The sequence below is a fragment of the Diaphorobacter sp. LR2014-1 genome, assembly GCF_002916785.1.
GTDB lineage: Bacteria > Pseudomonadota > Gammaproteobacteria > Burkholderiales > Burkholderiaceae_C > Diaphorobacter > Diaphorobacter nitroreducens.
The window spans coordinates 18926-38660 of sequence record NZ_MTBE01000029.1; the positions used below are offsets into that span (position 1 = coordinate 18926).

At 70.8% G+C, this 19735-nt stretch carries 17 protein-coding genes; 12 read left to right on the plus strand and 5 right to left on the minus strand.

The genetic code is table 11. The features are described from left to right. Positions 1-68 precede the first annotated feature (68 nt). Both BV908_RS16860 and BV908_RS16865 read left to right on the plus strand, forming a co-directional pair. Positions 69-1640 carry a Fic family protein gene (locus BV908_RS16860; RefSeq protein ID WP_059400239.1) on the plus strand — a complete coding sequence of 524 codons (1572 nt, stop codon included), beginning with the start codon at positions 69-71 and terminating at the stop codon, positions 1638-1640. A 105-nt stretch (positions 1641-1745) separates the two neighbouring features. Beyond that, complete coding sequence (locus BV908_RS16865; RefSeq protein ID WP_059400240.1) at positions 1746-2108, plus strand: hypothetical protein; 363 nt, start codon at positions 1746-1748, stop codon at positions 2106-2108. A 172-nt stretch (positions 2109-2280) separates the two neighbouring features. Here the strand turns inward: BV908_RS16865 and BV908_RS16870 are convergent, their stop codons facing one another. After that, positions 2281-3885 (minus strand): ATP-binding protein, encoded by a 1605-nt coding sequence (locus BV908_RS16870; RefSeq protein ID WP_103738723.1) that lies wholly within the window; start codon positions 3883-3885, stop codon positions 2281-2283. Positions 3886-4149: 264 nt separating this feature from the next. Next, positions 4150-4542, minus strand: coding sequence for a hypothetical protein (locus tag BV908_RS16875; RefSeq protein ID WP_059400242.1), 393 nt, complete (start codon positions 4540-4542; stop codon positions 4150-4152). A 1145-nt stretch (positions 4543-5687) separates the two neighbouring features. Here BV908_RS16875 and BV908_RS16880 point away from each other — a divergent pair. Then, positions 5688-6317 (plus strand): DUF2325 domain-containing protein, encoded by a 630-nt coding sequence (locus BV908_RS16880; RefSeq protein WP_059400243.1) that lies wholly within the window; start codon positions 5688-5690, stop codon positions 6315-6317. Positions 6318-6376: 59 nt separating this feature from the next. Here the strand turns inward: BV908_RS16880 and BV908_RS16885 are convergent, their stop codons facing one another. Further along, entirely contained in the window at positions 6377-7813 is a 1437-nt protein-coding gene (locus BV908_RS16885; protein WP_082136751.1) for a PLP-dependent aminotransferase family protein, read from the minus strand. An 86-nt stretch (positions 7814-7899) separates the two neighbouring features. Between BV908_RS16885 and BV908_RS16890 the strand changes: the two genes are divergently transcribed. The 9 genes from BV908_RS16890 (at position 7900) to BV908_RS16930 (ending at position 16203) form a co-directional block, all read left to right on the plus strand. Next, positions 7900-8910, plus strand: a complete 1011-nt coding sequence (locus BV908_RS16890; protein WP_063840187.1) for a 3-hydroxyacyl-CoA dehydrogenase NAD-binding domain-containing protein — start codon at positions 7900-7902, stop codon at positions 8908-8910. Next, positions 8907-9929 (plus strand): threonine/serine dehydratase, encoded by a 1023-nt coding sequence (locus tag BV908_RS16895; protein ID WP_092939576.1) that lies wholly within the window; start codon positions 8907-8909, stop codon positions 9927-9929. Before BV908_RS16890 ends, BV908_RS16895 begins: the two co-directional genes overlap by 4 nt. After that, positions 9926-10450: a RidA family protein gene (locus BV908_RS16900; RefSeq protein ID WP_059400246.1), complete on the plus strand. Its 525-nt coding sequence runs from the start codon at positions 9926-9928 to the stop codon at positions 10448-10450. The genes BV908_RS16895 and BV908_RS16900 overlap by 4 nt, the downstream gene beginning before the upstream one ends. Further along, positions 10434-11762 carry an aminotransferase class I/II-fold pyridoxal phosphate-dependent enzyme gene (locus BV908_RS16905; RefSeq protein WP_242455306.1) on the plus strand — a complete coding sequence of 443 codons (1329 nt, stop codon included), beginning with the start codon at positions 10434-10436 and terminating at the stop codon, positions 11760-11762. Before BV908_RS16900 ends, BV908_RS16905 begins: the two co-directional genes overlap by 17 nt. After that, complete coding sequence (locus BV908_RS16910) at positions 11759-12277, plus strand: cupin domain-containing protein (RefSeq protein WP_059400247.1); 519 nt, start codon at positions 11759-11761, stop codon at positions 12275-12277. The genes BV908_RS16905 and BV908_RS16910 overlap by 4 nt, the downstream gene beginning before the upstream one ends. Before the next feature lie 84 nt (positions 12278-12361). Then, positions 12362-13342, plus strand: coding sequence for a tripartite tricarboxylate transporter substrate binding protein (locus BV908_RS16915; RefSeq protein ID WP_059400248.1), 981 nt, complete (start codon positions 12362-12364; stop codon positions 13340-13342). A 2-nt stretch (positions 13343-13344) separates the two neighbouring features. Further along, the gene (locus BV908_RS16920) at positions 13345-14388 is read left to right on the plus strand and encodes an SMP-30/gluconolactonase/LRE family protein (protein ID WP_242455307.1); all 1044 of its coding nucleotides are present in this window, start codon (positions 13345-13347) and stop codon (positions 14386-14388) included. Positions 14389-14453: 65 nt separating this feature from the next. Continuing rightward, positions 14454-15476, plus strand: a complete 1023-nt coding sequence (locus tag BV908_RS16925) for a tripartite tricarboxylate transporter substrate binding protein (RefSeq protein ID WP_082136752.1) — start codon at positions 14454-14456, stop codon at positions 15474-15476. Between the two features lie 16 nt (positions 15477-15492). Further along, positions 15493-16203, plus strand: coding sequence for an alpha/beta fold hydrolase (locus tag BV908_RS16930; RefSeq protein WP_082136753.1), 711 nt, complete (start codon positions 15493-15495; stop codon positions 16201-16203). Here the strand turns inward: BV908_RS16930 and BV908_RS16935 are convergent. Both BV908_RS16935 and BV908_RS16940 read right to left on the minus strand, forming a co-directional pair. Continuing rightward, complete coding sequence (locus tag BV908_RS16935) at positions 16156-17622, minus strand: MFS transporter (RefSeq protein WP_059400250.1); 1467 nt, start codon at positions 17620-17622, stop codon at positions 16156-16158. The two genes, BV908_RS16930 and BV908_RS16935, sit on opposite strands and share 48 nt — an antisense overlap. 194 nt (positions 17623-17816) lie before the next feature. Continuing rightward, complete coding sequence (locus BV908_RS16940) at positions 17817-19703, minus strand: FAD/NAD(P)-binding domain-containing protein (protein WP_063840188.1); 1887 nt, start codon at positions 19701-19703, stop codon at positions 17817-17819. Between the last annotated feature and the right edge of the window lie 32 nt (positions 19704-19735).

The following is a 19735-nucleotide window of genomic DNA, read 5'->3' on the forward strand; positions in this document are numbered from 1 at the left end:
ATATCGTTTTGGTAGAGATGGGCTGTTTTTCTAGGAGAATTGCCGAACCTATAGCGAAATTGCATCCCATGCCTGACACCCTATTGGGCTTCCACCGGCTTGCCGAGCTCTACGGCATCCAACTGGTACAGCCGCTTTTCTCCCGCAGCCGCCTGGGGCCGGTGCGCCAGCGCGAAGCGGCGGATGGACGGGAGACGCGAACCTGGACCGCCGCGTATCAGCCCGCGGACAACTTCCGCGGGCACTTCGAGTTCGGTTTGAAGTACGAGCGGCTGAGCTTTGAGTTCTTCTCGCGGCTGTTCCAGCGGGTCGATCCTCAGGACGTGGTGGCGTGGGTGAAGGATGAGCCCACGGGGAGCTATGCACGGCGCGCCGCGTTCTTCTACGAGTGGTTCACCGGCCGGCAGCTTGCTGTGCCGGACACGGCGCCCAACGTGGGATACGTGGACGCGATCGATGCCGCACAGTATCTGGTCGCCCAGCGGCCGGATCGCGTCCGGCGCTGGCGTATCAACGACAACCTGCCGGGCTCGCGCGACTTCTGCCCCGTGGTGTACTTGGGACCGCAGGAGCAGCGCGAATGGCTCTACGACGTGGCGGCGGGCGTCCAGTTGCTCGACGACACCTACGGGCCGGAGTTACTGCTGCGCAGCGCGGCCTGGCTGACGTTTAAGGAATCGCGGGCGAGTTTCGCCATCGAACACGAGGCGGACAAGCAGGATCGGGTGAAGCGCTTCGCGGCGGCCATCGGTACGTACAGCGGCCACATGGACGATCCGATGGCGCCCGAGCAATTGCTCACGCTGCAGCAGGCCGTGCTCGGTGAGGCCGCGTTGCGCGTCGGCATTCGCCAGTCGCCGGTGTTCGTCGGCGAGCGCGGCTTCGTGAGCGAGATCGTCCACTACATTGCCCCGTCCGAGGAACTTGTGGTTGGTATGCTCGATGCGCTGCGCTGCTTCGAGAACCGCACGCGGGGCGCAAACCCGGTAGCGCGCGCGGCGGCAGTGTCATTCGCATTCGTCTACCTGCATCCGCTCGCCGATGGCAATGGGCGCATCCACCGCTTTCTTGTCAATCACCTACTCGCGGCGGACAAGGTGGTGCCCGCCAACATCATCGTGCCGGTCTCGGCGACGATCGCCGGCTCGGCCAAGGGGCGCGCCGGCTATGACCAGGCCCTGGAGGGCTTCTCCCGGCCCTTCATGCAGGTCTATGTCGATGCCTACCGCTTCGGATCGAAGCGGCTGTGCCCCGATGGCGTCGAGACCAATTTCGAGTTCCTTCGGACCGAGGACGCGCAGCATGCGTGGCGCTACCTCGACCTGACCGAGCAGGCGCGCTACCTGAGCAGCGTGCTGCGCCAGACGGTCGAGCAGGAGATGGCGCAGGAGGCACTGGTCCTGCGCCAGTACGACGAGGCGCGCACGGCGATCAAGGACTTTTTGGAGATGCCGGACCAGGACGCGGACCGCATCATCCGGTCGCTCAAGGAAGGGGACTGGCAGGTGAGCAACAAGCTGCGCAAGACGCTGCCCCAGATCTTCGCGGAGGACGGTGCCTTCTATGCGAGGCATGCGCAGATCATCGCAGCGGTGCGCTCCGTCTTCGAGGGCGAATCGCCGGAGGCAGAGAAGGCCTAGTCGTGCCTCGCGTGCTCCTGCCCATCGCGTCCGCACCGGCGTTACGATGAAGGCCGAGGTCAGAGGAGGGTTGGCGTGATGCCACTACCGGATAGAAAATCAGGCGTGGTCAACGTGCCCGACGTCCAGATGCGCGTGCTCCCGTTGGGCGAGCGTCATTTCGTGCCGCGCGTGAGCAGAAACGTGCGGTTGCTCGGAGTCGTTCGACGAGGCTTGGAAACGGGCGCTCTCGCCTGGTTGCCAGACGGGCGCTACGCGCAGGTCAACGGCGACATTGTTCAGCCCTTGGATCCGGTGGAGGTCGAGGCCGCGCTGCAGTGCGCAGGGATCGCCGTTCCCGGTGCCGCGCGGGCGGCACGGCGGCCCGATTCCGCGTCGGAACGACCGATGTCCGGCACGCCTACGGTGGTGATCAAGCGGCGCCGCACGATCCGGCTTCCCGATGAAGGGCACGGCACAGGGGCTTAGTTGCGGCATGGGCGGTGTCGGCTTGGGGAAGCGACGCCAGAGGGGGTTGGACAGAAATGCAATTCTGCAGCCATGGCGTGTCCTCGCCATTCGCGCTGGGCGGCACCGACTCGACACTGTGACCGCGCGCGGGCTTGCGCCTCGTCTGCGCAAGCCCGCGTAAAGGCGAAGATCAGCCGAGTAACTCCAGCACATGCTCTTCCGGGCTCGGCCCTACCGACAGGCGGAAGGTGCGACCCACCATCACTGGAAACCGTTCCAGGTTGAGCCGTTCCAGCATCGCGCGCAGCGTGGACACGGGGTCGCTGGCGCGCATGCGATGGATGAGTTCGGCCAGCATGGCCGTATCGGCCTCCATGTCGTCCTCGTGCCAGTGGCCATCCGAATCCACAAAGTCCGATGCCTGCTGAACCGCGCAGCCAGAGCATTCGCCGGCGGGAATGAAAAGCGTCCCTTCATGGGCGAGGCCATCCTCTTCGAGCTCCACGGTCTCGCCGCCGGCCTCGAGGCGCACGCGTTCGCACAGAACCACGTCGGCCCATAGCCAGCGTCCCTCCAGCCGCGTGCGGAGTGTCTCGCCCACGGCCCGCACGCTGACGTCGCGGGCCGACAATTCGCGCACGTGGGCATGGACCCAGTGGCCCGGACCCAGGACATGCGCGTCGAAGACGACCATCTTCAACGACCATGCAAGCATCCAATCGGCCATCGATTCATCGGATGGCGCGTCGAGGCTCACCAGGCGGAGCCGGCCCGATTCGACCTCCTCGCGCGTCGGGGCCGAGGCCAGCGGCTCCATGAAGTCGCGGGAAGGGAACGCCTCCTGGACAGGGTACGTGATCGTGTCGCAGAGTACCCGCGGCAGCACCGGCACGTCGTCCAGAAGATCGAGGTGCTTCCACATGTGCATCGCCCCGTAGAACGTCTCGACGAACTCGGCAGCGGGAAGACTGCCTTTCCTGTGCAGGAGAATCCGCCGCCACAGGTGCGTGACCGCCTCGTCGACCGCCTTGAGCTGTGTGTCCTCATCGATCAGCCTGTCGCGGTCAGGCAGGCGAGCGAGGTGTCGAGCCGGGTCCAAATGGACCACGTTCGAATCGTCGTGCTCGTCCAAGTGGCTGGGCCGGCGGTTCACGCAGAAGCCCTGCAAGTAGACGCGCGTGCGCACCGAGCATCTGCCGTCGACGGACCCCGACAGGCGCACGGCACCGACAGGCGTGTCGTGGAACCCATCGCCGTTGCTGGCGTCGGTCGCGTCCGGTCTCGGGATCAGCCGCCCATTGAACTCGACGGGCACCGGGAAGCCTCGGCACATCGGGCCGATGCGCCGGTGCAGCCCTTCCAGGTCCACGCCGTACAGTTCGACGATGGCCCCGGGATGCACGCCGACAGCGCTCGGCCTCACTGGAACGGACGCGTGCGCCAGCGCTGCCGCCGTGTCGATGTCCGCTTCGAGGCCCCCGCTCGTGACGATGCAGCGCGTGGAGGCATAGAGGCACTTCGAGAAGCCGACCCCGAACGGCTGCTCCTGCCGCTGCAGGTCTTGGTCCCAGCCGGACTCGTGGAAGGTCAGCAGCTTCTGGAAGTCGCCGAGGCCTCGGCCGTTGTCGCGCACGCGCAGCGTGCGGCTCGGCTCGTCATGGCTCACCTCGATCAGTGTCGCGCCCGCGCGGCGGGCGTTCTGCAACAGTTCCGAGACGAGGGTGAAGCGGTCTGTGAAGGCATAGCGCTGGTTGCGCAGTGCGCCTTCGCTGTTGATGCGAACTTGGATCTCCATGGGTTTCTCCATCGGAAAGAAAGGCCACGGGCGACGAGGGCAGCCGTGGCGCGAGGAAGGGCCCGCGAGGAGCGGAAACTCTGCGGGTGCGATTCGAAGGACCGCGAATGTGCGGCCTGGGAGACGAACGACGCCGCGCGAGCCGGCGCCGCGGCCGGCTGGCTGGGAGCGCCAAGGCGCCCCGGACTCGCTCGCGTCACGTTCAGAAGAAAGGAAGTGCGTCGTCCCCGAGGGAGACGACGCACCATGGCCCTCGCGGCGCGATCAATGCGGCGCCGGCGCCACCATCGACTGCAGCCGGTCGATGACCCCAGGCTCGACGAAGACGCAGGCCTGCTTGTCAGGGATCGGCACATCGAAGATCTGCGAAAACACCGGCCGCCGCAGGTGGGCCAGCCGGCCCGTTCGGTACGCCTGCTCGGGCTTCAGGCGTCCGTCCGCCGGCGGGCCGCTGCGCTCTGGATCGCACTCGACCAGCGCGACGTAGCCGTCATCGAACAGCTTCTGGTGCTCGGGGCACAGGCCCCAGCCCGTGGTCGTGTGAGGCTCCATGCTCGCGCGCAAGCGCTTGTCCAGCAGGATGGCGCCGGTGTCGAACGTCGTGCCGCACACCAGGCAGGCGTGCTGCTCGAGAGAAACGTGGGACTTCTCGCTCATGATGCGCTCCGGCCGCAGGAATGCAACTGGCTGGAAGCGGCATCCCCGCGGCGCTTTGCCGCAGTCGTCCCCTCGGAGCGCTTCAGATGGCTCCGGAAAAGATGGGAACGGGTCTTGTGCGCGGGCCGTTGGCCCGTGAATGTGGTGAACATGCTCATCTCCAAAATGAGTGAGACGAGAGATGCCCTCGCCCCGCGGGGAAGGGATCCCCCGTCGGGTTGGTCTGCAGGCCGCAAGGGCCTCGGTTTTCGTGGCGGCGCGATTCGCGCCACCACCGTTGCACCGGCGTGGGCCTGTGCACGTTCAACGCGGCACGCGGTGGAAGCGCGGCGTCGTCAAGCATGCGAGGCGCAGCGCGATGAAGCCCGCCTCTCAGGTGCTCCGTAAGAGACGTTCCGGGGCAGTGGTGCCTCGGGCGGCGACGCCGCAGAGAGGTCGCTGCGGTTCGCCAGCAAGCTGCAGGCAAACGCGCGCGGCCTGCGCGGATGCGCGATCGAAGCGCTCATGCTTGTTGTCTGCGCTGCATCTGCGGCAACCGAGAGTGCAGCGGGACGCGAGGGCGGGTTTCGACCGCGACGCCAGCCGAGCAGGCTGGACTCCATACGCCCGTCGCGGGGGATGGAGGCTGGGCGGACCACGATGTCCGCTGAACGCAGGCACAGTATGGTCCCGCAGAGGCTGCGGGTCATGGCAGTTGCCTTTGCGGCCACACCGAAACGACGGAACTCGCCGCGCATTCGGCAGGAGAGGCGGCGGCGCTGGTTCAACGTGACAGCTGCGGCGTGGGATCATCGATCGCGCAAGGATGGGCGTGGAGACGCCTGACAGCGCCAGCGCGCGGCGCTCCCATGTCGGGGGTACCGTCGCACCGCAAAGGGGAAATACGTCCTATCTATAGTTTGCAGGTTTGCCCTGCATGCTGAGGTGGAGGCCTTGCCGCGATGCGGCCGGCTCCCGTTGGGCCATCGTTGCCGAGGGCTCCAACCGCTCGGCGGGAACCGCCTGCGGTGGCCGGGGCCTGGCGGCCGCGCCCTCCACCTTGCGATCCCTCGGGCGGTCCGGGCCCGGAGGGTCGGGGCCGCCATCGCGGCGTACCTGTTCATGTGCTGCACGAACGAAGGTTCGGGGCAGCGGGGAGTGAATCGATGATCGAAAGGAAGGAATCTGCGGTGCCGCCCTCAGGTTGGGAGTACGGCCATCGGCTGCGCGAGCCTGGATGCGACCAGCGGCGCTGCAGCGAACTGCTGAGCGCGCAGGCACGGGAGATCGAGCGCCTAAGCCGCGAGGCCGTGAAGCTGCGCGCTGCGGTCATCATTCGTGAGACCGCCTTGATGTGGGAGCGCGAGGACCGGGCGGCGCTCGTCCAGGCGGCTCCGGGCCTGCCTCGCAGGGTGACGCTCGCCAGGCATGTGGAAGCGTTGCTGGCGCGCGTTCAGGAACTGATGCGCGAGCGGGCGCGCTGGCAGCGGCCTCAGGATGGCAAGGGCGAGGGAGCGCTCGCCGCCGCTGGCATGGTGTCACAGGACACGTTTGGCGATGCGGGACTGGCGGCCGAAGGCGGCGCGGCCGTGCTCGAGGCCAGTCTCAGGGCGGCGGACCTCGTGATATGCCAGACGGGCTGCCTCAGCCACGGCGCCTACTGGCGGGTCCAGGACCACTGCAAGCGGACTGGCAAGGCTTGTGTGATGGTGGAGCGTCCTCAGGAACTGCGCATCGTGCGCATCGGCAAGGATGGGGATGGCGAGAGCCGTTCAGGAGCCGTACGGGTTCTGTAGTTGCCCGGCCATCGCCTTCGGCCATGTGCTGATTGCGCGGCGCAGTCGCCGCCGGCAGATCAGTCGATCACGCTGAGCAGAGAGGGATTCTGCGCCAGCAGCCCCCGCACACGCTGCAGGGCGATGGTGACGTCTTCCCGCGACGGGACCGCGCCGGTGGCGATGCGCACGGCGTTGGGCGCCGAGGCCGGGTCGAGCGAGAAGACCTTGGCCGGCGCCACCACCACGCCCGCTCGCCGCAGCCGCATCGCGAAGTCCGACGCGTCCCAGGGGACGGGCAGCGGCAGCCAGAAGAACAGCGCCTCGTCCGGTACGTGCGCGGCGTGTTCCCCCAGCAGCTGCCGGGCCAGCCCCTGGCGCTCCTGCGCCTCCGTGCGGACCTGCTTGATCAGTTTGGCCATCTGGCCATGGCGGATCAGGTGCGTGGCCAGCGCCGCCTCCAGCGGCGGGACTGTCTGCATGGTGGCGCGCAGGATCTCCGCGAGGCGCTCGGCCTTCTCGGCATCCGGCGCCACGACGTAGGCGACGCGCAGGCTGGGCGAGATGAGCTTTGCCAGCCCGAAGACCGAATAGGTGAGTTCCGGGGCCAGCGTGCCCAGCAGCGGGGGCGGGTCGCGGTGCAGGCCGCCGTAGGCATCGTCCTCCACGAGGGTGAGGCCGCGCCGGCGCGCGACCTCGACGAGCGCGCGGCGCCTGCGCAGGCCCATCACCGCGCCGCTCGGGTTCTGCAGCGTCGGCACGCAGTACAGCACCGTGGCCTGCGACGCCTGCGCCGCGGCGTCCAGGGCGTCCGGCAGGATGCCTTCGGCGTCCAGCGCGACCGGCACGAGTTCGATGCCCAGCACCGTGGCCAGGGTGCGCATGGTCGGCCAGCACATCGCTTCCACCAGCAGCCGGCCGCCGGTTCCCACGAGGCTGGACAGCAAGCCGATCAGTGCGTTGCGCGCGCCCGAGGCCATGGCCAGGCGGCCGCCCACCTCCAGGTCGAAGCGCGGCTGCAGCCAGTCGCGGCCGGCCGCGAGGTCCAGCGCCGGCACCGTGCCGGCGCGACGTGCCAGGAAGTCAAAGCTGCGGTCGCCGGTCAGCCGCGCCACCGCGGCCGCCAGCGTCGATGCGATCTCCAGGTTCGGCGGCCACGTGGAAGTGAGGTCGATAGGCTCGCGCACCCCCTCCTCGGGCGCCGGCTCGGCGACGGTGCGCGCGAAGCCCTTTTCCGCCGCCACGAAGGTGCCCTGCCCATGGCGCGACTGCACGAGGCCGATGCGCTTGGCCTCATCGTAGGCGCGCGTGACGGTCGTGAAGTTAACGCCCAGCTGCCGGGCCATGTCGCGCTGGGAAGGCAGCGGCGCTCCGGGCGAAAGCCTTCCCTCCCGGACCTCTTGGGCCAGCAGTTCAACGATGCGCAGATACAGCGGGCCGCCCATCGCTTCGATGGCGGCCTGCCAGCGCGCGGACTTCTCCTCTCCGCCTGCTTGCGGTCTACGTACAGATGACATACACTTCTTGTGCGATATAAGTGAACTGTACGGGAAAACTCCATACAGTTTGATCTCATGGGTGTCAGCGGACAAAGGAGCCAAGTATGAGTGAAGCGGGTGCGGTGGTGGTCGGCAGCGGAATCATGGGGCGGGACATCGCCGCGATCTTCCTGAATGCGGGTTGGCAGACGCAGGTCGTGGCGCCCGCGTCCGGGGAGTGGGACGCGGTGCGGCGCCACGTGGCCCAGTCGGTGTCCCAGATGGGCGGGCAACTGTATGGCGACCTGTTGCACCTGCGGCCGGCGCTGGATGCGGTGGACTGGTCCGGCGTGGAAATCGTCATCGAGTCCGTGACCGAACGGCTCGAGGTCAAGCAGGGGGTGTTCGCGCAGCTCGACGCGATGGTGCCCCGGCACGTGCCCATCGGTTCCAACAGCAGCGGCATGCGCATCACGGACATCGCCCGCGCCTGCAGCAGCCGGGAGCGCATGGCCAACGCGCACTTCTTCCTGCCCGCCCACCTCGTGCCGCTCGTGGAAATCGCGCGGGGCGAATTCACACGGGGCGAGACGATGGACCGCCTGATGCGGATCTTCTCGGACGTCGGGCGGATCCCCGTGCGCGTCAACCGGGACGTGCCGGGCTTCCTAGCCAACCGCATCCAGCACGCGCTGATGCGAGAGGCGTTCTCGGTCATCGACGAGGGCCTCGCGACGCCCGAGGACGTTGACGCAGCGGTGCGCTTCGGCTTCGGCTTCCGGTACGTGGCGGCGGGGCCGATCCTGCAGAAGGAGTTCGCGGGACTGGACACGCAGTTTGCGGCGGCCTCGTCGATCTACCCGACCCTGTGCAACGACAGCGTGCCCAGCCGCACGCTGCGCGAGAAGGTGGCCGATGGCCGCTTCGGCACCAAGAGCGGGCACGGCTTCTGGCGCTGGACGGACGAGCAGATCGCGCGCGAGCGGTCGCGCTACGAACAGGTGCTGCTGCAGGCACAGCGGCTGCTCGCGCCCTCGGCGCTGCCGGGCACGGCGGAGCCGGGCGAGGGCGGGGCGGCCCCGGCCGCATGGGCGCCGGCGGCGGCACAAGAAGTGGTGGGGAGCGGCACGCCATGACGACCCCCGTGATCCCGGAGACGGAGCGCTCCCCGGTCGACGTGCAGGCCATCCACCGGGCCGCCCAGCGGCTGCAAGGATGGGCCGTCACCACGCCGCTGTTGCGCTGCGATGAACTGGACGCGCATGCCGGCGGGCGCGTCTACCTCAAGGCCGAGAACCTCCAGCGCAGCGGTTCGTTCAAGTTCCGCGGCGCCTGCAACCGCATCCTGGCCTTGACGCCTGGCGCGCGCGCGCGCGGCGTGGTGGCCTACTCCTCGGGCAACCATGCCCTCGCGGTCTCGCAGGCGGGCCGGATGCTGGACGTGGCCGCCACGGTCATCATGCCGGCCGACGCGCCGGCCATCAAGATCGAGGGCTGCCGCGCGAGCGGCGCGACGGTGCTGTTGTACGACCGCGAACACGAGGACCGCGAAGCCATCGGCCGGCGGCTCGTGGTGGAGCAAGGCCTGACGCTGGTGCCGCCCTTCGACGATGCGCTGGTCATGGCGGGCGCAGGCACCGGCGCGCTGGAGGCCGTCGCGCAGATGCAGGGGCAGCGCGTGGACACGGCGCTGGTGTGCTGCAGCGGCGGCGGCCTCGCGGCGGGGTGGACCCTGGCGCTGCGCGCGGCATGGCCCGATGCCCGCATCGTGGTGGTCGAGCCCGAGGGATTCGACGACACGGGGCGCTCGCTCCGGTCGGACAGTGCGCAGACCAATGCGCGCAGGTCCGGCTCCATCCAGGACGCGCTGCTCGCTCCTGCGCCGGGCCAACTGACCCTGCCGGTGCTGCGGACCCACGCGGCGCAGGGCGTCACCGTCTCGGACGCCGAGGCGCTGGAGGCCATGTTCTTCGCCTTCGCCGCGCTCAAGCTCGTGCTCGAGCCGGGCGGGGCCGCACCGCTCGCGGCCGTGCTGGCGCGCAAGGTCGCGCTCGAGGGCCGCAACACCCTGGTGGTCTGCTCGGGCGGCAACGTCGATCCGGCGGTGTTCGCGCGCTGCCTGTCCCTGGGCACGGAGCGGGGAGGACGGGCATGACGACCGCAGCGACCCGCTCGCCCGAGCAGCGCGTGCGCGAGCTTGGCCTGGCGATCCCGGAGGACGTCGCGCCGGCCGCCCACTACGAATTGGTGACCGTGCACGGCGGCCTGCTGTACCTAAGCGGACAGCTGCCGCGCGTGGACGGCCGCGTCGCGGTGACCGGCTGCGTCGGCGGCGGCGTCAGCCTGGAGCAGGCGCGCGAGGGTGCGCGCCTGTGCACGCTGCGCGCCATGGCCGTGCTGCGGCAGGCGCTCGGCTCGCTGGACCGCGTCGAGCGCGTCCTCAAGCTGCAGGTCTTCGTGCACAGCGACCCCGCCTTCACGCGGCACAGCGATGTGGCCGACGCGGCCTCCGACCTGTTGGTCGAACTCTTCGGGTCCGCCGGCCGCGCCGCGCGCACCGCCATCGGCGCCGCCCAGCTTCCTCAGGGCGCCAGCGTCGAGCTCGATCTGATCGTCGCCTCCACGGCGGCGGTCCCGTCTTCCAAGGAGCCTTCTCACCATGCCATCCACCGCTGAAGCCTTCATGGCCCCCGGACCGACAGCCGGGGCCGCCCCGGAGTCCCTGACCCCGCCGTCCGGTGCCTGGACGCCTGACGAGCGCCTGCGATGGCAGGCCCGCTTCGACGCCTTCAAGGCACGCGGCCTGCGCATCGACATGACGCGCGGCAAGCCCTGCACCGAGCAGGTGGCGCTGTCGGACGCGATGCTCGACTGGCCCGGCGTCGGTGGCCACCGGACGCAGGAGGGGGGCGATGCGCGCAACTACTACGGCAGCCCGCTGGGCCTGCTGGAAGCGCGCACGCTCTTCGCGCCCATGCTCGATGCGCCGCCCGAGCAGGTCGCGGTGGCCAACAATTCCAGCCTCGCGCTGATGCACGACACGCTCGTGTACGCCCTGCTGCACGGGGTGCCGGGCGGCGCGGCGCCCTGGCATGGCCAGGGGGCGAGGTTCCTCTGCCCGGTTCCGGGCTACGACCGGCACTTCGCGATCTGCGAGGCCTACGGCATCGAGATGGTGCCGGTGCCCCTCACGGGGCACGGGCCCGACATGGATGCCGTCGAGGCGCTGGTCCGCGACCCGCGGGTCAAGGGCATGTGGTGCGTGCCGGTCTACAGCAACCCCACGGGCGAGACCTACGCGCCCGAGGTCGTCGAGCGGCTGGCGCGCATGGCGACCGGCGCGCCGGACTTCCGGATCTTCTGGGACAACGCCTATGCCGTGCACCATCTCACCGACGTGGAGGAATCGGTGCCGGGCATCCTCGCGCTGTGCGCGCAGGCCGGCCACGCGGATCGGCCGCTGGTCTTCGGGTCGACGTCCAAGATCACCTTCGCGGGCGGCGGCCTGGGCCTGCTGGCGGCCTCGCCGGCCAACCTCGCCTGGTACGCCCGGCATGCGGGCGTCCGCTCGATCGGGCCCGACAAGCTCAACCAGCTGCGCCACGTGCGGCTGCTGCGCGACCACGCCGGGCTGCGCGCGCACATGGCCCGCCATCGCGCCATCCTCGGGCCCAAGTTCGCCTTGGTCGAAGCCTGCCTGCGGCGCGAGCTGGCGGGCCGCGGGCTCGCCAACTGGACCACGCCGCGTGGCGGCTACTTCGTGAGCCTGCAGGTACGCGACGGCAGCGCCCGGCGCGTCGTGGCGCTTGCCCAGGAACTGGGCATCGCGCTGGTGCCGGCGGGCAAGGCCTTTCCCCTCGGGCACGACCCGCGCGACAGCCATCTGCGCCTGGCGCCGAGCTTTCCGGGCCTGCAGGAGCTGGAGCAGGCGATGGAAGGCATCTGCCTGAGCGTCCTGCTCGCCACGACCGAGGAGGTGCTGCCATGAAGGGCCACCTGATCGCCTTCGCTGACTACTTGGCGCGCACCGCCCAGCCCGTGGGCCGGCCCGCCATCTGGCGCAAGCCCGATGTGGGCGCGGCCCTGGCGGCCCAGCCGAGCAGCCCGCAGCGGCTCACGCGGGCCATGGCGCTCACGCGCAGCGACGAGCCCGGGGCCTTCGCCCTGAACGGCAGCATCTCCCTGATCGTCCAGGCTCTGGGGCCCGGCGAGCGCGGACGCATGCACAGCCATTCGTTCTGGCACCTGTACTTCGTGCTCAAGGGGCAGGGCGCCTCGGAGATCGCCGGCGAGCGCATCACCTGGTCGGACGGCGACAGCTTCTACGTGCCGGCCTGGGTCGCGCACGACCTGCAGAACCTCAGCGACACCGAGGACGCCATCGTCTATTCCGCGCAGAACCTGCCCGAGCAGGCCTTCAGCGGCGCCCTCATGCGCAGGGAGCCAGGCGGCGGCTACGCGCACATCGCCTCGGATCTTCCCGCGGAGGCCGCCAGGGACTGAGCGGCGCGGCGCCCGCGCATGCCTCGCTTCCGCCCTTCCTCACGCCGTCCCTTTCCCATCCCTCAACCCGTTTCAGGAGTTCCCATGCATCTCGCCCGATTCCTGCGCGCGGCCACGGCCGCCCTCGGCCTGTTCGCCGCGCTCGCCACGCATGCCCAGTCGCTCGGCGACCGGCCGGTGCGTCTCATCGTTCCCTTCGCCCCCGGGGGCGCCACGGACATCGTGGCGCGCGCGGTTTCGGACGCGCTGGGGCGCGAGCTCGGCCAGCCCGTCATCGTCGAGAACCGCCCGGGCGCGGGCGGCTCCGTCGGCGCGAACTTCGTCTCCAAGGCGCCGCCCGACGGCACCGTGCTGGGCCTGGCCACCGTCTCCACGATGGCGACCAATCCGGCCATCAACCCGAAGAACCCGTACGACCCGGTCACGGGCTTCACGCCGGTCATCACGCTCGCCACCGTGCCCGTGGTGCTCGCCGTCAACGCCGCCAGGCTGCCGGTGAACAGCCTCGAGGAGCTGGTCGCACGGCTCAAGCGCTGCCCGGTGCCCTGTACCTTCGCGTCGGCGGGCACGGGCGGCGTCGGCCACCTGGACGGCGAGCTGTTCAAGGCGGTGTCCGGCACCGACCTGGTCCACGTGCCCTACAAGGGCGCGGGCCCCGCCATCTCGGACCTGCTGGCGGGGCAGGTGGACATGATGTTCGACAACCTGCCGTCGATGCTCCCGCACATCCAGTCGGGTGCGCTGCGCGGCATTGCCGTCATGAGCGCGCAGCGCAGTCCCAGCCTGCCGCAGGTGCCCACGTTCACCGAGGCCGGCATGCCCGCGCTCGACAACACGGCGTGGATGGGGCTGGTCGCCCCGCCCAAGCTGCCGCAGGCGCTCCACGACAAGCTCCAGGCCGCGGCGGCGCGCGCGCTGGAGGATCCGGTCGTGCGCCAGCGCTTCGAGAAGGCCGGCATCCGGCCCGTCGGCGGCACCTCGGCCGCGTTCGCGGCGCTGATCGAGCGCGAACTGGCCGTGCGCCGCAAGATCGTCGCGGAACGCCAGCTCAAACTCGAGCCGTGAGCATGCCCATGGTCCACGCTGGCCCCGTGCGGGCCTATCCGCTGCCGCGCGACTTCCGGGTGGGCATGTCCGAGCTGCGGCCGGCCTTCGCGGGGCTCAGGAGCCCGGAGTGCATCCTCGCGAACCACGAAGGCGCGTTCCTGATGTCGGACCGGCGCGGGGGATTCACCGCCATCGCGCCGGACGGCCGCGCCCGGCTCGTCCGGGGCGCCACGCTGGCGGGTGGACCGCTGCACGCCAACGGCATCGCGCTGCGCGGCAACGGCTGCGTGCTGGTCGCGCACCTGGGCGACACCGACGGCGGCGTCTACGAGCTGGGCGCGGACGGACCGGCCGTCCCTGTCGTCACGGCGTTGGAGGGACGGCCGCTGCCGCCGACCAACTTCGTGCTGGAGGACGCCGAGGGCAGGGTGTGGTTCACGGTCAGCACGCGGCGCATCCCGCGCATGGCGGCCTGGTACCCGGACGTGGCGGACGGCTACATCGCGGTGCACGACGAACGGGGAACGCGCATCGTGGCCGACGGGCTCGGCTACGCGAACGAACTGGCGTTCTCGCCGGACGGGCGATTCGTCTACGTCAACGAGACCCATGCCCGGCGCCTGTCGCGGTTCCGGCTGCGGCCCGGGCCGCGGCTTACCGATCGCGAGACGGTGTGCGAGTTCGAGCCCGGCGACCAGCCCGACGGCGTGTGCTTCGATGCCTTCGGCGGCGCCTGGCTGACCTGCATCGTGAGCAACAAGGTCTACGTGGTGCGGCCGGACGGCGAGCGCCAGCTCGTGCTGGCCGACACCGACAACGCTCACGTGCGGCGCTACGTCAGCGACCTGGAGGCGCGGTGCCTGCAGCGCGACAGCATCTGGACCTGCGGCAGCAGCGGGCTTGGGAACGTCTCGAGCCTGTGCTTCGCAGGACCGGAGCGCCGGACCGTGTACCTCGGGTCCCTGCTGGGCGAGCGCGTGCTGAGCTTCGACAGCCCGGTGCCCGGCATGGCGCCGCTGCACTGGCAGCGCCGCTACGCCGCGGGTGTCGGACCGGGCGCCTAGCGCCCTGGGCGACGCGCGGCAAGGAAATCCCTGTCCCGCAGCGGCCCGAGCCGGGCCTTGCCTTCATGTTCACCATCACCCCATTGGAGAGACACACCATGCCACGTCTTCTGCACTCCCTCGCCGCCATGCTGGCGGCCCTGGCCACGCTGCTTCCGGCGGCAGCCAGCCGCGCCGAACAGCCCTGGCCCCGGGACACCATCCGCGTCGTCGTGCCGTTCGCGCCGGGCGGGCTCACCGATGTGATCGGGCGCACACTGGCCCAGGAGCTGGCTGTCTCGCTGAAGGTCCCCGTGATCGTCGAAAACAAGTCCGGCGCGTTCGGCCTCGTTGGCACCGAGCACGTGGCGCTCGCCAAGCCGGACGGCAACACGCTGCTCGTCGGCGGCGGCATCGTGGCGCTGGCGGATGCCCTGTACCCGAAGCTGCGCTTCGATCCGCGCAAGGACCTGACACCGGTCTCGATGATCGAGCGCAACGGCCTGCTGCTGGTCGCGACGAATGCCGACGAGCGCTGGCGCACGGCCGGCCTGCCGGACGTGCTGGCCCGGGCGAAGGAACGCCCGGGGAGCGTCGCGGTGGCGAGCTTCGGCTCGGGCAGCATCAGCCACATGGCGCTGGAGGCGCTCAAGACCGCCAGCGGCGCGGACCTGCTGCACGTTCCCTACCGCGGCACTGCGCCAGCCCTGCCCGACCTCATCGGCGGCCAGGTGCCGCTGATGCTCGACAACAGCGTGACGGCGCTGCCCCAGGTCCAGGCGGGAAAGATCCGCGCAATCGCCTACACGGGCAGCCAGCGGCTGCCCCAGCTGCCGGATGTGCCGACGTTCGTGGAGATGGGCATGCCGTCGATGCAGATCTACAACTTCTTCGGGCTGTACGTGCCGGCGGGCACGCCGGCGCCCATCGCCGAGCGGCTGAACGCGGAGGTCAACCGGATCTTCCGGGAGCCGAAGGTGATCGCCCGGTTCGCGGAGATGGGCGCGGAACTGTACCCCGGGACGGCGCGCGATTTCGCGCGTTTCCTGGAAGGGGAGCGCTCGCGGTGGGGCCAGCTCATCCGCACGCGCGGGATCCGGCCGGAATGAACCTGCCGAGCGGGGAATGGGCGAATTCACGTTCGGTGTCGCCTTCCGGGGCGGGATGCTGCATGCCACGGCAAGCTGGGATGCGGCGCGCTGTTCCCCGCAGGACTACGCGCTGTTCCTGCACGGCGGCGGAGCCGCCACCAGCGCCGACGGCACCCGCTATCTGCGCGAGGCGCTGGCGCGCGAGGGCGTGGCCTGCGCGGCCTTTGATTTCTCGGGCCATGGGCGCAGCGGAGGGCGGCTCGCGGACGCGACGCTGCGCCAGCGGCAGGAGGAAGTGGCGTGCGTCGTCGAGGCGCTGAGGCCGTCGCGGGCCCGCGCGCTCATCGCCACCAGCATGGCCGGGCACACGGCCTGCCGCGTGCTCGACGCAGTTCGGCCCAAGGCCCTCGTGCTCTTCTGTCCCGCGGCGTACGAGGCGCGCGCCGAGGACGCGCGCTTCGGCACGGCGTTCCGCGAAGTCATCCGCGCCACCCGCACGTTCGCCGATTCGCCGGCCCTCGATGCCCTGGGAAGGTACGCAGGGCGCGTGCTCGTCGTCTATGGCACGGCGGACGAGGTCATCCCTGAGGCCGTGCGGGACGGCTATGCGCAAGCCGCCGCCCATGCGCGCAGCGCCGAGCTCGTGCGCCTGGAGGGTGCGAGCCACCGGCTGCACGACTGGCTGGCCGGCCGGGCATCAGCCCGGCGGGACCTGGTGTCCCGGCTGCTTCCCCTGCTCGCCTGACGCGCAGCCCGGCCCGGCGGCGTGCGCGGGTGGCTCGCGAAACGGCAGGACCGGCAGCCGTGTCGCGGCCAGCGACGCCAGGCCCAGGATTGCCGCGAAGGCGGCGAAGAGGATGCCGAGCGTCTGCGGGCCGACGACGGGACCATTGGCCTGCACCGCGAGACCGTCCGCGCAGGCCGCGCATGGTCCCGGCATCTGAGGCACCAGGGCGCTGGAGGCGGCGACGCCGATGGCCGCGCCGACCGCCCGCGCGAACATCTGCAGGGCGGTGGCGATGCCGATCTCGCTCGGCGGGACGGCGTTCTGGGAGGCCAGCGTCATGGGCGGCTGGCTGGCGCCGATGCCCAGCCCCAGCAGCAGCATCCAGGCCACCGCCGTCCAGGCGGCCGAGCGGCCGGGCGCCCAGGCCAGGGCGCCCGCCGCGATCGTCGCCAGCAGCAGTCCCGCGAGCGCAGCCGGCTTGTAGCGGCCGCTGCGGCGCATGTACTGCCCCGACAGGAAGGCGCCCAGCACCACGCCGGCCAGGGGCACCGCGAGCGCGGTTCCCGCGCTCGAGCCGCTCATGGCGTGGATGCCCTGAAGGTAGACCGGTGCCTGCATGTACAGCGCCCCGTGGACCATCGCGACAAGCAGGCCGACGGCAGATGCCACCGCGACGACGCGGTGGCGCCGCACGGAGGCGGGCACCAGCGGGTAGCGGGCCAGGGTCTGCCAGCCCAGGAAGGCACCGGCGAGCGCGGCGGCCGCCCCGAGCAGCGCCAGGGTGGGGGGCTGCATCCAGCCGATGCGACGACCCGACCAGGACAGCGCGAGCAGCAGGCAGGCGGTGGCACCGGACATCAGTGCGACGCCGAGCGGATCGAGGCCGCCCCGCCGTCCGGCCGCGGGCCGGCCGTCGAGGGTGCGCCAGCACAGCGCCGCTGCGGTCGCGATCAGCGGCACCTGCAGCCAGTAGATCCAGCGCCAAGACGCATGGGCCGACAGCAGCGCGCCGGCGAGTGGCCCCGCGAGGCCGGCCAGTGCGTGGGTACAGGAGATGTAGGCCTGGTAGCGGCCACGCTCGCGCGCCGTCAGGATGTCCGCGACGATGGCGTTGGGCAAGGCGACCAGCGCGCCGCCGCCCAGCCCCTGGACGCTGCGCCCCGCGACCAGCGTCCCGAGCGAAGCGGCCCATCCGCACACCAGGGCGCCAGCCAGGAACAGCCCGAGCGCGCCGAGCAGCACGCTGCGCCGTCCGTAGAGGTCGCTCAGCCGCCCGGCGAGCGGAGCACTTGCCGTGGCGCTCAGCAGATAGGCCGTCACGACCCAGACGACCTCGTCGCGGGCATCGAAGGTCCGGGCCATGGCGCCCAGCGCGGGCGCGACGAGCGCCTGGTCCGCCGCCCCCAGCAGCATGACCGGCACGAGCGCCCAGAACACCGCGTGGACCTGGCGCGCCGCGACGCCCCCGGGCGATCCTGTGCGTGCCGTCCTGGCGGGATGGGGAGGGCTTCGAGGCCGCTTCGGTGCCACGGCTCACGCGCCCACGGCGCGCCGGAGGCTCGCCGCGGTACGTCGGAGTTCCGACAGGAACCGCCTGCGGATCCCCGTCGCGGCCCGGCGGCAGGCGGGCGTCATGGTGCGGGCCGGTCTGCGGCTTGCAGGGTGCGGGCACTGGCGCCTGTGGTCTGCCGCGCGATGTCCGAGAGCATCTCGAGGATGCAGCGCTGCGCATCCTCGGTTTGCCGCGACGGGATGTGCGGGCGCGGCAGCGCATGGGTGTAGAAATGCGGACCCTCGGCAGGGTAGCCGAGCACCCAGATGTCGGGCCGTGCCGTGCCGTCGGCGCCGATGGGATGCATCGCTGCGTCAATGTCGATACCGCTCGGGTGGTAGTCGCCGTTGCGGAAAGGGCGAATCAGCCCGCGCGCGAGGAGGTGGGACGTCAGCGTGGAGGCGTCGGTCAGCGGCGAGTAGGCATCCAGCCGGGCGATCACAAGGACGTCGGCCTCGCTGCTGTGCGTGCCGGCGGGGTAGGGCGCCTCGATCCGGAACCGCGCCAGACCGTCGTCGGCGACCACCCGCGCGCCCGGCCCGCCCACGATGTCGATCAGCCCCGCCTGCCGCAACGCCAGGTACTCGGCGTTGCGCTGGCGCGGCGGACCGAAGGCCACGCGGTTGGTGGCCGCGTTGAAGTCCTGCACGAAGAAGCGATGCGATGCGGGCGTGAGCCCGCCGTGCTCCACGGCCGCGCGCAAGGCTTCGCGCGTGTCGCGCAGGACATCGGTGGCGGCCTTCACGGCGCTGCCCCGGTTGCCCTTGGCGGCCTCGAGGAGGTCCTGCTCGACGAGGCCGTGCACGAAGGCCTGGAACGCATCGAACGAGGCAAAGGAGTTCCGCTTCAGCGGCCAGAGAATGGACTCCAGGGCCAGCAGCTCGTCCGGCGTCGGCTCGAAGCCCTCGCCGGGGCCTGGTGCGTCCCCTTCGGCGTCTTGCCCGGCACAGCGGTACGCGTACGCCATTTCCCGAAGGACGAGCGGCAGCACGTCTGCCTGGAAGTCAAGGCGCGGGTCGCCCGTGGCGGCGAGCACGGCCTGCCTCGTGCGGGCCACGGTCTCCGCAGTGAAGAAGCGGGCCTGGTGGCGGCCGGTCAGTCCCTTCTGGTTGACGCCCCGCGCCGCGAAGGGCAGGCTGTTGCGGGAGAACAGCAGCAGGCGGGGCTCCCGGCCGGAGGGCAGGTAGCGCAGCGCACCTGGGGCCTGAAGGTAGCGACCGCCGCGTCCCAGCGTCAGGGCCGACACGACGTCGTGCGCGGTCAGGCCCAGCCCCTGGACGGCCACGGTGGCGGCCGCCGGGATGCTGTCCAGCGTCTCGATGGGGTAGGGCGAGGCGAAGTACGCAAGGCGGCCGTTGCGCGGAGCGTGGCGCGCGGCGAAGTCCGCGAACGAGCGGTCCTCTTCGGTCGGCTGGCGGCGGCCGTGGCCCGTGGTCAGGAAGAGATAGCGGGCCGGGTGCTCCCCGCCGTCGGCGCACACCACCCGGTGGCCCTCGGCCTGAGGAATCACGTCCCTCACGCGCTGGCGGTGGTGGGCCACGGTGACGTGTGCCGGCAGCATACCGGCGATGCGCCGGTAGGCCCAGGCGAGGTATTCGCCGAGCAGGCTGCGCGGCAGGTGGTCGGCCTGGGTGATCGGCACGCCCGATCCGGGCGCCTCGCGATGGAAGCGGTTGCCATGCCGCCGGTAGCCCGCGCCGTGCGCCCACTCGACCAGCGAGATGCCGCCCTGGCCTCCCGCCTTGCTCGCGGGTGCGAAGACGGTGACCTGCGAGGCCACGGTGTTGATGAGCAGGTGATCGGGCTGGGCGGAGCGGTGGCAGCCTTCCCCGGCCACGCCGTCGTCGTAGACGTCGATCCGGACAGGGGTCGCAGCGGGGAGCCTGTGTGCATGCTCCAGAACCCGCTCGAGCACGGTGAGCCCGCGCGGGCCCATGCCGATGATGGCCATCCGTATCGCTTGCATGGTCGATGTCTCCTCGTGTGGCGCCGTGGTCC

What these genes read in the sequence shown, in the direction of transcription:
- BV908_RS16860 (WP_059400239.1), top strand. Translation starts at nt 69, where the DNA reads ATGCCTGACACCCTATTGGGCTTCCACCGGCTTGCCGAGCTCTACGGC.
- BV908_RS16870 (WP_103738723.1), bottom strand. Translation starts at nt 3,885, where the DNA reads ATGGAGATCCAAGTTCGCATCAACAGCGAAGGCGCACTGCGCAACCAG.
- BV908_RS16875 (WP_059400242.1), bottom strand. Translation starts at nt 4,542, where the DNA reads ATGAGCGAGAAGTCCCACGTTTCTCTCGAGCAGCACGCCTGCCTGGTG.
- BV908_RS16880 (WP_059400243.1), top strand. Translation starts at nt 5,688, where the DNA reads ATGATCGAAAGGAAGGAATCTGCGGTGCCGCCCTCAGGTTGGGAGTAC.
- BV908_RS16885 (WP_082136751.1), bottom strand. Translation starts at nt 7,813, where the DNA reads ATGTCATCTGTACGTAGACCGCAAGCAGGCGGAGAGGAGAAGTCCGCG.
- BV908_RS16890 (WP_063840187.1), top strand. Translation starts at nt 7,900, where the DNA reads ATGAGTGAAGCGGGTGCGGTGGTGGTCGGCAGCGGAATCATGGGGCGG.
- BV908_RS16895 (WP_092939576.1), top strand. Translation starts at nt 8,907, where the DNA reads ATGACGACCCCCGTGATCCCGGAGACGGAGCGCTCCCCGGTCGACGTG.
- BV908_RS16900 (WP_059400246.1), top strand. Translation starts at nt 9,926, where the DNA reads ATGACGACCGCAGCGACCCGCTCGCCCGAGCAGCGCGTGCGCGAGCTT.
- BV908_RS16905 (WP_242455306.1), top strand. Translation starts at nt 10,434, where the DNA reads ATGCCATCCACCGCTGAAGCCTTCATGGCCCCCGGACCGACAGCCGGG.
- BV908_RS16910 (WP_059400247.1), top strand. Translation starts at nt 11,759, where the DNA reads ATGAAGGGCCACCTGATCGCCTTCGCTGACTACTTGGCGCGCACCGCC.
- BV908_RS16915 (WP_059400248.1), top strand. Translation starts at nt 12,362, where the DNA reads ATGCATCTCGCCCGATTCCTGCGCGCGGCCACGGCCGCCCTCGGCCTG.
- BV908_RS16920 (WP_242455307.1), top strand. Translation starts at nt 13,345, where the DNA reads ATGCCCATGGTCCACGCTGGCCCCGTGCGGGCCTATCCGCTGCCGCGC.
- BV908_RS16925 (WP_082136752.1), top strand. Translation starts at nt 14,454, where the DNA reads ATGTTCACCATCACCCCATTGGAGAGACACACCATGCCACGTCTTCTG.
- BV908_RS16930 (WP_082136753.1), top strand. Translation starts at nt 15,493, where the DNA reads ATGGGCGAATTCACGTTCGGTGTCGCCTTCCGGGGCGGGATGCTGCAT.
- BV908_RS16940 (WP_063840188.1), bottom strand. Translation starts at nt 19,703, where the DNA reads ATGCAAGCGATACGGATGGCCATCATCGGCATGGGCCCGCGCGGGCTC.